Source organism: Streptomyces sp. NPDC048352, from assembly GCF_040651895.1.
In the GTDB taxonomy this organism is placed as follows: domain Bacteria; phylum Actinomycetota; class Actinomycetes; order Streptomycetales; family Streptomycetaceae; genus Streptomyces.
In genome coordinates, this window is sequence record NZ_JBEZKZ010000014.1 from 1 (window position 1) to 13272 (window position 13272).

The 13272-nt window shown below is 72.5% G+C and carries 15 protein-coding genes and 1 pseudogene; 9 read left to right on the forward strand and 7 right to left on the reverse strand.

All coding sequences use genetic code 11. From position 1 onward, the window contains the following. The 5 genes and pseudogenes from AB0D45_RS10260 to AB0D45_RS10280 form a co-directional block, all read left to right on the forward strand. Positions 1–2097 (forward strand): ALF repeat-containing protein (locus AB0D45_RS10260; protein ID WP_362456821.1); only part of this gene is annotated, 2097 nt, incomplete at its 5' end. Positions 2098–2167: 70 nt separating this feature from the next. After that, positions 2168–2671, forward strand: a complete 504-nt coding sequence (locus AB0D45_RS10265; protein ID WP_362456824.1) for a hypothetical protein — start codon at positions 2168–2170, stop codon at positions 2669–2671. Positions 2672–2783: 112 nt separating this feature from the next. Then, complete coding sequence (locus AB0D45_RS10270; RefSeq protein WP_362456827.1) at positions 2784–4316, forward strand: FG-GAP-like repeat-containing protein; 1533 nt, start codon at positions 2784–2786, stop codon at positions 4314–4316. A 148-nt stretch (positions 4317–4464) separates the two neighbouring features. Then, positions 4465–4846, forward strand: a pseudogene (locus AB0D45_RS10275) (oxidoreductase); the annotation flags it as partial. Between the two features lie 87 nt (positions 4847–4933). Continuing rightward, on the forward strand, positions 4934–5350 hold the full coding sequence (locus tag AB0D45_RS10280) for a hypothetical protein (protein WP_362456830.1): 417 nt from the start codon (positions 4934–4936) through the stop codon (positions 5348–5350). Positions 5351–5458: 108 nt separating this feature from the next. Here AB0D45_RS10280 and AB0D45_RS10285 read toward each other — a convergent pair whose 3' ends face one another. The 3 genes from AB0D45_RS10285 to AB0D45_RS10295 all read right to left on the reverse strand — a co-directional run bounded on the left by AB0D45_RS10285 (position 5459) and on the right by AB0D45_RS10295 (position 6905). Then, positions 5459–6184: a dienelactone hydrolase family protein gene (locus tag AB0D45_RS10285; protein WP_362456833.1), complete on the reverse strand. Its 726-nt coding sequence runs from the start codon at positions 6182–6184 to the stop codon at positions 5459–5461. 245 nt (positions 6185–6429) lie between these two features. Then, complete coding sequence (locus AB0D45_RS10290; protein ID WP_361602843.1) at positions 6430–6717, reverse strand: DUF4190 domain-containing protein; 288 nt, start codon at positions 6715–6717, stop codon at positions 6430–6432. Then, entirely contained in the window at positions 6714–6905 is a 192-nt protein-coding gene (locus AB0D45_RS10295) for a hypothetical protein (RefSeq protein ID WP_362456836.1), read from the reverse strand. The genes AB0D45_RS10290 and AB0D45_RS10295 overlap by 4 nt, the downstream gene beginning before the upstream one ends. A gap of 98 nt (positions 6906–7003) precedes the next feature. Between AB0D45_RS10295 and AB0D45_RS10300 the strand changes: the two genes are divergently transcribed. After that, complete coding sequence (locus AB0D45_RS10300) at positions 7004–7627, forward strand: TetR family transcriptional regulator (RefSeq protein ID WP_362456839.1); 624 nt, start codon at positions 7004–7006, stop codon at positions 7625–7627. Positions 7628–7653: 26 nt separating this feature from the next. Here AB0D45_RS10300 and AB0D45_RS10305 read toward each other — a convergent pair whose 3' ends face one another. Then, positions 7654–7902, reverse strand: coding sequence for a hypothetical protein (locus tag AB0D45_RS10305; protein ID WP_362456841.1), 249 nt, complete (start codon positions 7900–7902; stop codon positions 7654–7656). Between the two features lie 108 nt (positions 7903–8010). Between AB0D45_RS10305 and AB0D45_RS10310 the strand changes: the two genes are divergently transcribed. Continuing rightward, complete coding sequence (locus AB0D45_RS10310) at positions 8011–8184, forward strand: CsbD family protein (protein ID WP_361602855.1); 174 nt, start codon at positions 8011–8013, stop codon at positions 8182–8184. 106 nt (positions 8185–8290) lie between these two features. On the opposite strand, the gene AB0D45_RS10315 is transcribed toward AB0D45_RS10310, so the two are convergent. The 3 genes from AB0D45_RS10315 to AB0D45_RS10325 all read right to left on the reverse strand — a co-directional run bounded on the left by AB0D45_RS10315 (position 8291) and on the right by AB0D45_RS10325 (position 11110). After that, positions 8291–8671 (reverse strand): STAS domain-containing protein, encoded by a 381-nt coding sequence (locus AB0D45_RS10315; RefSeq protein WP_362456844.1) that lies wholly within the window; start codon positions 8669–8671, stop codon positions 8291–8293. 164 nt (positions 8672–8835) lie between these two features. Beyond that, positions 8836–10437, reverse strand: coding sequence for an NAD(P)/FAD-dependent oxidoreductase (locus AB0D45_RS10320; RefSeq protein ID WP_362456846.1), 1602 nt, complete (start codon positions 10435–10437; stop codon positions 8836–8838). A 133-nt stretch (positions 10438–10570) separates the two neighbouring features. Further along, on the reverse strand, positions 10571–11110 hold the full coding sequence (locus tag AB0D45_RS10325; protein ID WP_361602864.1) for an EF-hand domain-containing protein: 540 nt from the start codon (positions 11108–11110) through the stop codon (positions 10571–10573). Positions 11111–11427: 317 nt separating this feature from the next. Between AB0D45_RS10325 and AB0D45_RS10330 the strand changes: the two genes are divergently transcribed. Both AB0D45_RS10330 and AB0D45_RS10335 read left to right on the forward strand, forming a co-directional pair. Beyond that, complete coding sequence (locus AB0D45_RS10330; protein WP_362456849.1) at positions 11428–12234, forward strand: hypothetical protein; 807 nt, start codon at positions 11428–11430, stop codon at positions 12232–12234. A 200-nt stretch (positions 12235–12434) separates the two neighbouring features. After that, complete coding sequence (locus AB0D45_RS10335; RefSeq protein ID WP_362456851.1) at positions 12435–13091, forward strand: class I SAM-dependent methyltransferase; 657 nt, start codon at positions 12435–12437, stop codon at positions 13089–13091. Positions 13092–13272: the final 181 nt, after the last annotated feature.

The following is a 13272-nucleotide window of genomic DNA, read 5'->3' on the forward strand; positions in this document are numbered from 1 at the left end:
GCCGCCGCCGACGCGGCCGCCTCCGCCGGCAGCGCCAAGTCCCAGGCGGCCGAGGCGAGGGCGGCAGCGGCCGAGGCCGACGCGGCCGCCGCACGCGCGGCCCGGGCCGCGGCCCTCTCGCAGACCCTGGCGAACCGGGCCTCCGCCGCCGCCGGTGCCGCACGCGACGCCGCCAACAGCGCAGCCGACCACGCGGAGAAGGCCGCGGCCGCGGCGGACGACGCCGCGGCGAACGCGGGCAAGGCGATCGATTACGCCAAGCGGTCCACCGCCTACGCGGAGGCCGCACTGCAGGCCGCCAACACGGCAGCCAACGCGGTCAAGGAAGCCCAGGCCGTGGAACGGGCGGCGCGGGACGCGGAAACCGCCCGCATCGCCGAGGACACCGCGATGGGAGTCGAGGAGGCCCGCCTCAGGGCACAGGCCGAGACCGAGGAAATCGCCCGGGCGGCGAGGGAGCGCACGCAGGCCGACAGGACCGCCACCGACATCAAGGACCTCGTGGCGGCCGCCTCCGAGGCGTTGCGCGGCGGTGACCTGGTCGCGGCCGTCACGGCCGGCCGGAAGGCCGCCGTACGCCTCCTCGACTCACCGGGCACGTGGACGCGCGACGCCGCGGAGTTCGCCCTCGCCGGCGCCGAACAGGACGTCGTCAACTGGATCGACACCGACCGTCTTCTCGCCGAGCAGCAGGACGACCGGGAGACCGTGCTCGCCATCGCCGGGACGGCCGGCTCGGAAGTCGCCGCAGCCGCCCACCGGGCGCTGGCGAGCGACGACCCGAACGCGGCGCGCGATTTCCTCACCCACGGGGTCATCGAAGCCTCCGCCACGCAGAACCGCGTCATGGTGTTCGAGCTCCTGAACCAGAACCCGGGCAGCAACGTCAGGTCCAAGGCCGAGGCGGCCCTGGCCGACGGGAGCGCCGCTGCCCTGCACCGCTTCCTCACCGTCGAACTGGCGGACGCGGTGAAGGTCGACGACCAAGCCGAGGTGTTCGCCCTCCTCTCCGCCGGCGGCCCCTACATGAAGTCGGCCGCGCAGATCGTGCTGGAGGGCCCCGCCCGCATGCGGCGGTACTTCGTCCTCCAGGACAGGTTCAACATCGCCCGCCTGGACCAGGACCACGCCACCCACGTCTCCGCGATCCGCGCCTCGATCGCGCACGCCGCGAAGGTGGCGGCGAAGGCCCTGGAGGACGCGGCGCTGGCCTCCAAGGCTGCGGCCGAGGCCCGTCAGGCCGCGGCAGATGCGAGCACGTGGGCCTTGAAGGCACAGGGCCATGCCGCGGACGCCGAGACCGCGGCGCGGGACGCGAAGACGAACGCGGATGCCGCTGACCTGTCGGCGGCCGAAGCGGCCAAGTCGGCGGCGAGTGCCAAGCAGGCGGCCTCCGCAGCCCAGGTCGCCTCCCGTTCCGCGAACTATTCGATGCGCCAGGCCGTGGCGTCGGCGCGGCAGGCGGCCTCCTCCGCGTCGAGCGCCCAGGCGAGCGCCAGCCAGGCCCGTGCCTCCGCCCTGCAAGCCGGCCAGGACGCGCAGGCCGCCGCCGACGCGGCCACCGCCGCCCGCCTGACCGCCGAAGTCAAGCAGAGGGCCGAGGCCATCGCGAGGGCGAAGCAGGCGGTCGAGGATGCGCGCCAGTACGAGGCGAACGGCACCCATCCCTCGCAGACCACCGCCAACGACACGCCTTGGTACGTGGAATGGGGATTGTGGCCTTCGGACACGGGAAGCGACAAGGACTGGGCGAAGGTCACCAAGCGCTGGTCCACGCTCGCCGGCACGGCCTCGCTCATCACCATGGGGCTCGGTTTCATCCCGACGCCGGCCTCGCCCTTCCTGTTGGGGGCCAGTCTCGTGCTCGGCGGTGTCTCCGTGGCCCTCAAGGGGGTGAGCGCCTATTTCACGGGCCAGGCGTACGGCTGGGACAGCAGCGAGTTCCACACGTCGCTCGGGAAGTTCGTGCTCGGCGGCGTATTCCTCGGGAAGTCCGTCTTTCTCGAGCGGGCGGGCCTGGCCCACACGGTGGGCGGCAAGGTCTCGGAGTTCACGGGTGAAGCGGTGACCACGGTCATCGGCTGGCTGCAGTGGTAGCCCCCTCTACACCTCGGCGTTCACGGCCGCATCGGCGGCCCGCCTCCCTGCGCATGAAAGGAACAACGGAATGAAGCTCGTACGACGCGTCATCGCGACCACAGCGGCGGCCGCGGCCTGCATCACCCTCGCCGTCACCGCGACGCACGCCAGTGAGGCCCCCGCCCAGGGCACGGCCGCGGTGAGCACCGACCTGCCACCGCACGCGGTGGAGGACTTCGCGTACCCGGACGCCGCGAGGATCCAGGCCGAACTGGGCATCACCCTCAAGCGCGGCGACGGGCACATCGTGCTCGCCGACTGCGCCTCGGCCTCCGGGCTGATGGAGGTGTACTCCCGGACCCGGGGCAAGATCTGCTTCCGCGCCACCGGGAAGACCGGCCACCTCAGCCTGGAGGTTCCCGCGGTGTACGGGATGAAGGGCGACGCCACCCACGAGGCCGATGTGACGCTGACCGCCGAGGGCAGCAAGCAGAACGTGACGGTGGCCCCGAACGAGTGGAAGGGCGTGGGCGAGGCCGCCGACCCCGAGCGCCGCGATCACGTCCTCGTCGAGATCACCGTCTCCTCGTAGCCCTCCACCGGCGGCCGGCGGGGACATCCCGCCGGACCGCCGCATGCGACCACCCTTCCGTCCGCCGTCTCGCGCGGCCGGAACGCCCTGACTCGATTTTTCGGAGAACACCATGTCGAACGTACGTCGTCGCAGAGCATGGATCGGCGGCGCCGCCGCCGTCGCCGCGGTGGCCGGAGGCCTGCTGGCGTCGCCCGCCCAGGCCCTGCAGGGAACCCCGGCCGAGGCGGCCGCCCACTCCCACACCGCCGCCATCGTCATCGGCAACGCCGAGCGCGCCTGCACGGGCACCCTCGTGGCCCCCCAGTGGGTCCTGTCCGCCGCGAGCTGCTTCGCCGACGCGACCGGCGTCGTCCAGCCCGGCAAGCCCACGGCCCCCGTCACGGTCACCGTCGGCAGGACGGACCTGACCCAGACCACCGCCGGAGCCACCCGCACCGCGATCCGGCTCGTCCCGCACCCGGAGCGGGACCTCGTCATGGTGAAGCTGGACACCGGCATCGCCAACCTGAAGCCGGCCGTCCTGGCCACCACGCCCGCGGGCGCCGACGAGACCGTGCGGGCGGCCGGCTTCGGCCGGACCAAGACCGCCTGGGTCCCCGACCGCCTGCACACCGCTTCCTTCACGGCGGTCGCCAACGGCTCCACCGACCTCGCCCTGACCGCCACCGGCGACGGGGCCATCTGCCAGGGCGACGCGGGCGGCCCCGTCCTGCGCGAGAAGAACGGCACCCAGGAACTCCTCGCCGTCACCAGCCGTTCCTGGCAGGGCGGATGCCTCGGCACGCCGCCCACCGAGACCCGTACCGGCGCCGTCGCGACCCGCGTGGACGACGTGCGCTCCTGGGTCGCGAGCACGTCGTACGCCGTCCCGGGCGACCTGACCGGCGACAACAAGCCGGACCTCGTCGCGGTCGACGACACCGGCAAGCTGCGCCTGTACCCCGGTACGGGCACCGGCGGCCTCAGCGCGCCCACCATCATCGGCACCGGCGGCTGGTCGGGGGCGTCCGTGACGCACCGCGGCGACTGGAACGGCGACGCCATGGAGGACGTCGTCGCCCGCGTCGGCGGCGAGATCCGCGTCTACCCCAACCTCGGCGACGGCACCCTGGGCGCCCCCATCAAGATCGCCGGCGGTCTGCCCACCACCGCCCAGGTCGTCGGCATCGGCGACACCAACCGCGACGGGAAGCCGGACCTCGTCGTCACGCACACCAACAAGCTCTTCCTGTACCCGGGGGTCGTCGGCACCGCCGCGGCCGTCGGCGCTCCCGTCGTCATCGGCAACGGCGGCTGGGACGTCATGGACCTGAGCGCCCTCGGCGACGCCAACAAGGACGGCCGCCCCGACCTGCTGGCCCGCGACACCCGTGACGGCGTCCTCTACGCCTACCTCGGCCAGCCCGACGGGAAGACCTTCAGCGACCTCAACGAGTTCGGCCGCGGCTACACCGTCGCCAACCGGCCGCTCATCGCCGGCGCCGCGGACGCCAACCTCGACGGCACGGCCGACATGTGGGCCACCGCCGGCGACGGCACCCTCAAGTTCTACAAGGGCGGCACCGACATCCACGGCCCCATCGACGGCCCGAGCACCCAGGTCGGCAGCGGCGGCTGGGGCGCCATCAAGTCCATCAGCTGACCCGGCACCGGGCCCGGCCCGGACCCCGACGGCACCCGCCCACCGGCCCCGGCAGGAAAGTCCTGGCCGAGGCCGGTGGGCGCTGCGTCCCGGTGACGCGGTGCTCTTCGGCACGGATGAAGTCCGTCAACGCCGCGCAGCCGGACCGAGTTCAGCCGGCCACGCCCTGACCGACGTCCGCTGGCACGACCCCCACTTCCGCACCGGCTACGACAAGTGGCTGGCGTACGGGCAGTCCAAGACCGCCAACTCCCTCTCGGGCGTTCGCCCTTCACCCAGGGAAGATCATCACCGGACTCCAGCGGGAGATGACCTTCGAGGAGCAGGCCGAACGCGGCTGGGTGGACGTGCACGGCAACGTGGTCGGCGACGGCTTCAAGTTACCGTCCCAAGGCGCCGCCACCGGTCTGTGGGCAGCCACCTCCCCACTTCTCGACGACCGCGGCGGCCTCTACCTGGAGGACTGCGACGTCGCACGCGTCCTGCGCCGCGACGCCCCGATGGACGACGGCGGCGTACGCCCGTACGCGCGGCCAGAGCCGCCGCCGGCCCAACCGGCTCATTACCGTCTGTCTGTGCTCTGCTGCTGACAGCCCCGGCATGCGTAGGATGCAGGCATGGGCATGGGGAAGATCATTGAGGATCTGGCGGAGGAAGCCGAGCGGCAAATCCGTGATCAGGCGTGGGAGCTGTCGCCCACCGACCGTACCGTCGCCGCGAAAGCCGCCGCCGACCTCCACGCCGCCGTCGGCACCCCGCAGTCCCGGCAAGGCTTGCCCGAGGTCGACCGACTGGAACACCTGCGGGAAGCGCTCGCCGCTGTGGCCATCGCCCTCGCCCACGTCCACGGACGCCTGGCCTGGTTCCTCGGCGCAGCTGCCACCGCGCTCACGCCAGTCCTGCACTGGCGGGCGCTGCCCGCCGGAGGCGGCCCCACCTTCGGCGCCGTCCAGCCGACCCTCCAGGAGTACACGGAAGCGGAAGACGCGATCCGTCGGCTCCAGAGAACCCTCGCCAGTATCAACACCGCCTGACGCCTAGGGCTCGCGGGGGAGCGTCCGTCGCGTTCGGGGAGGGGGTCAGGGTGACGCCGCGTCCTCCGATCGAGCCGATGCTCGCGCAGGCGCGTTGACAGAAGGCGATCACTCCGTGACGAGTAGGCACTCGGCGAGCAGGTCGAGGACGTCGCGCCAGGCTCGCTGCGCGTGCTGGGGGTGGTAGCCGACGCCGGGGACCGTGGGGTGATCGACCGGTGGGTGGTGGAAGGCGTGCAGGGCGCCGCCGTAGACCGTGATGCGCCAGTCGACGCCCGCGGCCTGCATCTCGGCGGCGAACGCGTCCCGTTGCGTGGGCGGCATGATCGGGTCTTCCGACCCGACCCCGGCCCACACCGGGCAGCGAATGCGCGCCGCCTCGCCCGGCCGGCCCGTGGTCAGTGCGTTGACCGTCCCGATCGCGCGCAGGTCGACGCCATCGCGCCCGAGTTCCAGCCCGACGGCGCCCCCGGTGCCGTAGCCGACGGCGGCGATCCGGTCGGGGTCGGTCCGCGGTTCGGCGCGCAACACGTTGAGCGCCGCATGGCCGATGCCCCGCATCCGGTCGGGATCATCGAGCAGCGGCAGGCAACGGGCCAGCATCTCCTCGGGGTCACCCAGATAGCGTCCGCCATGAAGGTCGAAGGCCAGCGCCACGTATCCCAGCTCGGCGAGAGCATCGGCCCGGCGGCGCTCGACATCGCTGAGCCCCATGCCCTCGGGTCCGAGCAGCACCGCGGGCCGGCGGTCGACACCGGCAGGAAGCGCGAGGTGCCCAACCATCATCAACCCGTCGGCCGGGTATTGGATGGTGCGTGTGGTAACCATCGTCATGAGACCGGACGGTAGTGATCAGCGAGCCCGCTCGGGCCATTGTTCACCGCTGGCAGAACAGCCGGGTATGCCTGAAACGCGGCGATAGCTCACAAGGTCTCCCACAACCCCGGTCCCGCGCCAGCGCCCAAACGTCGCCGAGCGGCAGCCGGCGTGGCGCCCCCGCACCCGCCGCAGACCCCGGCGAGGCGGGCCGGCGCAGTGCCGGCCCGCCTCTTGTCACCGGGGCGGGGAAACCCGAAGCGTCAGGTCACACCCCACGACCACGTCCCGTCGGCGGTGACGAGACAGGCGAGGACCACCAGGTCCGCCACGCCCAGCGCGATGCCCAGGCGGGCCCGGCCCGGCCGGGCCGTGTGCCGCCGCAGGGCGAGGACACCGAGGACGACGGCGGCCGGACCGAGGAGCAGGTTCATCACGAGCAGGCCCACCAGGCCGAGGACGAAGGACGCGACGGCCATCGCGTCGCCGTCACGGACGCGGACCCGGACCCGGGTCGCGGCGCGGGCAGGGGACTCGGTCCGAGAGCTCATCGCCGGCCCCCTCGTCCGAAGTGCGGCCCTCCGGGCCGGCGGTGGTCCGAGAAGCGCTCGCGCGCGAGGAAGACGGCGAGCCAGAGGGCGATGGCCAGGCCGGCCACCACGCTGACGGGAACGGGAACGTGAGCCACGGTGCCGAGGACGACCCCGAACACCAGCAACGCACCTATGAGGAAGAGCATGAGACGTCCTCCTGTTCAGGTAACAGTTGTACACTGACTACCCAGTTCAGTTCGCCTCATGCTGGCGCCTGTCGAGGTGACGCGGTTGACTTCACGTCATGAGTCCGCACACCGGGGTCCGCGAGACCCAGCGCCGTCGCACCCGGCGCGCCCTCCTCGACGCGGCCCTGTCCGAGATGGAGGAGCGCAGCCTCGGCAGTCTCGGCCTCAGGGAGGTCGCCCGGGCAGCCGGCGTCACCCCCACGGCCTTCTACCGGCACTTCCGGGGCGTGGGCGACCTGGGAGCCGCGCTGGTCGAGGAGGCGCTGGCGAGCCTGCACGAGACGGTGCGCGGCATCCTCGCCGCGACCGGGGACGCCGAACAGCGCGGTGACGCCGCGGTGCTGCTCGTCGCCGAACTGGTGCGCAGCCGGCCGGCGCACGTCCGTTTCCTGGTGCGTGAGCGCCACGGCGGGGTACCGGCGGTACGCGAGGCCATCGCCGGGCAACTCGACGCCTTCGCCGAGGAGATGGGGGCCGCGCTCGGGGCCGACCCCCTGAGCGAGGACTGGGACGCCGACGACGTGACGATGCTCTCGCGGCTCCTGGTGGACCACATGTTCATGACCGCGTCGGCCTTCCTCGCCGCCTCGTTGCGGGGCGAGGACTGGTCGGCCACCCTCGCCACGGCCCGCCGCCAGCTCCGCCTGATCCATCTGGGGCGGGTGCACTGGGCCGGGTGACGCGGCGGAGCGGCCTGGGGACGCCCTTACGCCGCCCGGTCTCGCGCCGCGTCCGGGTCCGGGGCCACGACCAGGAAGGCGTCCCTCTCCAGGTCCATCACCACGGTCGCCCGCTCGCCCCGCTCCCGGCACCGGGCCGCGTACTCCTCGGCGAGCCAACTTCCGTGCGGATGACCGGCGGGAAAGGAGTCCAGCACCTTCGTAGCGCGCACCGCCACCACCTCCTGAGCGACGAACCGTCCGCAAGGGCCTGTGCCCCGAGCCCCGGGGCCCATGCACGTCACCCGCGAGGCGGCCCCGTTCCGGAAACGGGGGTTTACGGTCGCCGGACGCGAGCAAGAGAGCGTTCACGACCGAGCCGGTACATCGACGAGGAGGTCCCCATGTCGGGTGAACAGAAGGCCAAGGCACACGCCGAGCAGGCCAAGGGCAAGGCCGAGGAAGCCCTCGGCCGCGCCGTCGGCAACGACCGCATGGTCGCCGAGGGCCGTGCCGACCAGGCCAAGGGCGACGCACGTCAGGCCAAGGAGAAGACCAAGGACGCCTTCCGCCACTGATCCGGCGCAGGTGCCCTGGCACGACCGGGCCCCCGACCCCCTCCCCCCGGGTCGGGGGCCTCGCCGTGCCCGGGACACCCCGCGGCCGCCGGCCCCCGCGCCGCGGCTACAGCAGGCGCGCCTCCTCCACGCTGTCCACGACCCGGAAGAGGTCACCGGCCTGGGTCAGGTCGAACACCCGGTTCAGGCGGTGCGGAGTGGGACCGATCAGGACCAGACGTCCCGTACGCAGCAGCCACAGGAGCAGGTTGAGAAGGGTGGAGTCCGCGAACTCCACGCCGGTGACGTCCAGCGCGATCCACCGCACGGCCGCATCACCCACCGCCGCCTCCGCGGCCGCCCGCAGAGGCCCGAGGGTGCCCTGGTCGAACTCACCGGAGCAGATGATGACCCGCACACCGCGCTGGTCGGACAGGACCTCGACCCGCTGCTCCACCAGCCCCACCCCGCATCCGCCGCCGGTCCGGCCCCTCCCCAGGATGCCCACGGCCGGCATTCCACAACCAGCCGGTGGCGGCGGGTGGTTCCCCCGCGGTGAGGGGTACGCCGGCGGCCCGCACGGCCCACCCGGTGCCCCGCCGCGTACGGGAGGCCAGGGTGCGGCCGTCGGCCTGGCGGTGGACAGCACTGACGGCGCCGGCGCGGCGGCGGTCAGAAGCCGCAGGACGCCCGCGCGTCCTGGAAGCGGTCGGGGTGGCGCCGGCGGTACTCGACCAGGGACTGGGCGACCGCGGCGCCTTCGCCCACGGCGGCACCGACGCGCTTGACGGATCCGGAGCGTACGTCGCCCACGGCGAACACGCCGGGCACGCTGGTCTCCATCGGCAGCGCGTCCGGGCCGGCTCCACCGCTGCCGGTCAGCACGTACCCGCGCTCGTCGAGCCTCAGCGCGCCGCCGAGCCACTCGGTCGACGGCCGGCCGCCGATCAGCACGTACAGGCAGTGCGCGGCAACGGTGCTCTCGCCGCCGTCGCGGTCCCGCAGCCTGAGGGCGCTGAGGGTGCTCTCGCCGAGGCACTCGGCGACCTCGGTGCCCAGCAGGACCCGCAGGCCCGGGGTCCGCTCGATGCGCTGCACCAGGTAGCTCGACATCGACGCGCCGAGGTCGGTGCCCCGTACCAGCAGGGTGACGGAGCGGGCGTAGCGCGCGAAGTAGAGGGCGGCCTGTCCGGCGGAGTTGCCCGCGCCCACCATGAACACGTCCTCCCCGGCGGTGGAGGGGGCGTCGGACAGGCACGACCCGTAGTAGACGCCGGAGTTGAGGAGGCGGTCGACGCCGGGAGCCGTCAGGCGGTTCCAGTCCACGCCGGTGGCGACCACCACGGCGGCCGCGGTCACCGAGGCGCTCTCCTCGGTGCCCGCCTTGACGAACTCGACGGTGTGCCCGCCAGCCGCGGTCGGGGTCACGCCGCTGGCCACCCGCGTGGGCTGCCATTCGACGCGGGCCCGGCGGGCCTGTTGCAGGGCACGCTGGGCGAGGTCGCCACCCGTGAGGCCCACGGGGAACCCGAGGTAGTTCTCGATCCGCGAGGTCGTTCCCGCCTGGCCGCCGGGCGCGTCGTCCTCGATGACGACCACGCTCATGCCTTCGGCGGCGGCGTACACGGCCGCGGACAGGCCCCCGGGGCCGCCGCCGATCACCGCGACGTCGTAGTGGGTCCGCTCGGCCGGCCGGATGAGCCCGAGCCGCTCGGCCAGCTCGCTGATCGAGGGGTCCGCCATCTCGGTGCCGTCGCCGAGCCGGACGGTCACCGGGGCGTCGCGCACGTCCTCGTCGGGCAGCCAGCGGAAGATCACGCCGCTGCGGCCGAGGAAGTCGCGAACCGCGTAGGCGGCGGGTGAGAAGCGGCTGCCGCGCACTTCGGCGGTCGGCAGGTCCCCGTGGCAGTCGGCGTTCCAGGTGCACAAGGAGTCGTCGAGCGCGCCCCTGAGGTGCTCGGCCGGGCCGTCGTCGCTCCGGGCGGCGGCCCCGCCGGCCCCCTGGGGCACGGCGTCACCAGTGCGGGCCAGCGGCAGCCAGCGTACGCCGGGGGGCGCGGCACCCGGGTCGGGGGCTTCGTCGGCGAGCACGGCTGCGACGGGCACCTTGCGGTCGGCCAGCGACCTCAGCGCCCGGACCACCTCCGCCGGTCCCGCGACCTGTAGCACGCGGAACGACGTCCGGTACCAGCTCTGCACCAGCTCGGCCGTCTCGTGCCGGCGGAGCGGATCGGGGTCGGAGAGAACGATCACCGGCAGTGCGGCATCGGCCATCAAGGGGTCCTCCAGTGGGTGTCGGGGCGGCTTCGCCCGCCCCGTCAACGAGCGGGAACGCGATACGGATCGGCCCCGCGTGCCGCCGGGGCGGGCGGGGCAGCGGGGGCGGGGAGGCGCCCCCGCCCACCGCTCAGAGGCGGCCGAAGAACTGGTTGCCGCGGGCCGCGTGGTTCTCGCTCGTGTAGTACTCCTTCATCGCGGAGCTGATCTCGTCACGGCTCAGCTGCCCGTCGCCGTCGACGTCCAGCCGGTTGAAGGCCTCCTCGAAGGTCTCGCGGGGCAGGCGGAACATGCCGTGGAGCAGGGAGGTGTACTCCTCGCGGCTCAGCATGCCGTCGCCGTCGCGGTCACCGAGCTCGGTCCAGGCGTTGCTCATGGTCCTGATGCGGTCCCAGATCCGGTTCTGGTCCGTGACGATCCGCGCCCGGAACGCCGACCTGAACTCCTGCCGGTCGACGCCCCCGTCGTGGTCCTTGTCCATCTTCTCGAAGACGGTGTCCCACAACTGCGCCAGGGAGTCCCGGAGTCCGGCCACGGCGTCCGGGGCGTAGCCGAGTGATTCGGCGAGCTTGTCCGAGAGGCCAATGACGTCCGACTTCTCGAGCCGCCCGTCGCGGTCCGAGTCGAACACGTCGAACGCCCGCTCCAGCTTGATGTCCAGAACGCTCACAACATCCCCTTCACTGGGAGTAGTCGTCTCGCTACAGTGCGAGGCGGCCCCAGGAAACCACACGCCCCGGCCCCGCCGCACCGAAGGAGCGGGCCTGGTACGCATTCGGGTGACGAAGCCCGCCACCGCGCCGGGCTCCGAGGCGAAGGGCCCCCATCTGCACGCCGACTCCCCCCGCCGCATCACCGGCACCCCCGCCCGTGCTCCGACTCCGCCGGACGCACCCTCCAGCCCGTCGGCGACGGGCTGTGCTGCCTTGGGCCACGGTCTGGACCTGATGAGCCGCATTGTCAGTGCGGTGCGCTTCACTGTCCGCCATGGAGCTCACGCAAGCGGCCGTCAGCGACCTGTTGGCTCGACTCGGCCCGGGGGACAGCTATGTGTACCTGCCCGGCGATCTGGACCCGCAGGAACTGACCGACCTCCTCGCAGGCAGGTACGGCGTCCCGCGCACCCTCGTCCTCGATGGCTTCACCGATCCGACGGTCGACGAGTCCAGGGGCGCGGCCCTCCTCGTCCCCTTCGAGGACCGCGCCGTGACGCTACGGGCGTGGGCGTACGGGGATCAGTGGGTCGGCACGGGGACGGCGCGGGACGCCGAAGGGACCGAGCGGTCGGTGCTGGTAATCGCTGGCCGAGAGGTGCCCGAAGCCTTGGGTGTCGCTCCGGACGAGGAGGAGGATGAGGGTGAGGACATCGACTGGATGGAGCGGCTCAGACTGATCACCGGCTGGACGCAGTCCGACCAGCGGCCGGACATGGACTGGGTCGAGATGGAGTCCCGCCTGGGCACATCGCTGCCGAGCGACTACAAGCGCATGGTCGAGACGTTCGGCAAGGGCGCCTTCGACGGATTCCTGGGCCTGAACCAGGAGCCGTGGACGGACCTCATGGAAGACGGCCTGCTCATCTGGGCAGGCACGGAGCACGAGAACCTGTATTGCTGGAGGGCCGACGGCGGCGACCCCGACCGCTGGCCTGTCGTGGTCCGGTCCTTCGACGGTGAGGACGTCCCCTTCGACTGCCAAGCCGCTGAGTTCGTCTGCCGCATCCTCATCGACCCGCACCACCCGTTCACGATGGCCCGCTTTTTCGACACTCACTGGTTCATGAACCACGGGTAGCGGCTGACCGACCCCTGCCGCCGACGGCAACGGTGGCCGCAGGTCACGGCGCAGACCTGCCGCCGCCGCATTCGCGGGCCTGATGACGCCGCATCGCGGGCAGTTCGCGCGTGTTGAGCCCCCGCGCCGGAGAACGTCGGTGAGAACTGACGCCGCTGCCGGGCGTCTGGAGTGTCAGTGGCTGCTGAGAACATCGAGTCATGACTGACCGCAATGCTTCGATCACAGCCTACTGGGATGCCGCCGCAGCCGCCTTCGACGACGAGCCCGACCACGGGCTGAGGGCTGACAACACACGCGCTGCGTGGACCCGGCTCCTGCACTCCTTGATGCCGACCGATCCAGTCGACGTTCTCGACATCGGCTGCGGCACCGGATCAGTGTCCTTGCTGTTGGCCCAGGCCGGGCACCGGCCGACCGGGGTCGACCTGGCGCCGCGCATGGTTGAGCAGGCGCGCACGAAGTTCGAGACCGCCGGCCTTGCCGGCCGTTTCCTGGTCGGTGACGCCATGATGCCCCCGACCGGGGAACAGCGGTTCGATGTCGTGCTGTCGCGCCACCTGCTGTGGACGCTGCCCGATCCGGAGGCCGCCTTGCGCGAGTGGGTGACCCGCTTGCGGCCGGGAGGCCGGCTGGTACTGGTCGAGGGGCGTTGGCGTGAGGCAGGCCAGAAGGGCGTCCCGTATGTGGCCGGCGCCGAATCGCTGCCGTGGAACGGCGGAATCAGCGCCGAGGACCTTGCTGCGGCCGTGCGCCCTCTTGTTGCCGCTGTGCGAATCGAGCCGCTCAGCGGCGATCCCGATCTGTGGGGTGGTCCGGTGGACGATGAACGGTATGCCCTGATCGCCGACGTGTGAGGGGCTGAGGAAGGCCAGCCCGCGGCGGCTTCATGTTCGGCGGCGCGGGCGCGGCTGGTGGCGAGGCGATAGGAGTCGGTGCCGATCTCGATGATCTCGCCGCCGAAGACGAGACGGCCGACGATGGCAGCGCAGAGCTCAACGCGGCCGTAGCGGGCGATCGTGCAGGCGGAGCCCGTCG

Bases quoted from the DNA above. Each gene is read 5' to 3' on its own strand.
- AB0D45_RS10265 (WP_362456824.1), top strand. From the start codon at position 2,168: ATGAAGCTCGTACGACGCGTCATCGCGACCACAGCGGCGGCCGCGGCC.
- AB0D45_RS10270 (WP_362456827.1), top strand. From the start codon at position 2,784: ATGTCGAACGTACGTCGTCGCAGAGCATGGATCGGCGGCGCCGCCGCC.
- AB0D45_RS10280 (WP_362456830.1), top strand. From the start codon at position 4,934: ATGGGCATGGGGAAGATCATTGAGGATCTGGCGGAGGAAGCCGAGCGG.
- AB0D45_RS10285 (WP_362456833.1), bottom strand. From the start codon at position 6,184: ATGACGATGGTTACCACACGCACCATCCAATACCCGGCCGACGGGTTG.
- AB0D45_RS10290 (WP_361602843.1), bottom strand. From the start codon at position 6,717: ATGAGCTCTCGGACCGAGTCCCCTGCCCGCGCCGCGACCCGGGTCCGG.
- AB0D45_RS10295 (WP_362456836.1), bottom strand. From the start codon at position 6,905: ATGCTCTTCCTCATAGGTGCGTTGCTGGTGTTCGGGGTCGTCCTCGGC.
- AB0D45_RS10300 (WP_362456839.1), top strand. From the start codon at position 7,004: ATGAGTCCGCACACCGGGGTCCGCGAGACCCAGCGCCGTCGCACCCGG.
- AB0D45_RS10305 (WP_362456841.1), bottom strand. From the start codon at position 7,902: ATGGGCCCCGGGGCTCGGGGCACAGGCCCTTGCGGACGGTTCGTCGCT.
- AB0D45_RS10310 (WP_361602855.1), top strand. From the start codon at position 8,011: ATGTCGGGTGAACAGAAGGCCAAGGCACACGCCGAGCAGGCCAAGGGC.
- AB0D45_RS10320 (WP_362456846.1), bottom strand. From the start codon at position 10,437: ATGGCCGATGCCGCACTGCCGGTGATCGTTCTCTCCGACCCCGATCCG.
- AB0D45_RS10330 (WP_362456849.1), top strand. From the start codon at position 11,428: ATGGAGCTCACGCAAGCGGCCGTCAGCGACCTGTTGGCTCGACTCGGC.
- AB0D45_RS10335 (WP_362456851.1), top strand. From the start codon at position 12,435: ATGACTGACCGCAATGCTTCGATCACAGCCTACTGGGATGCCGCCGCA.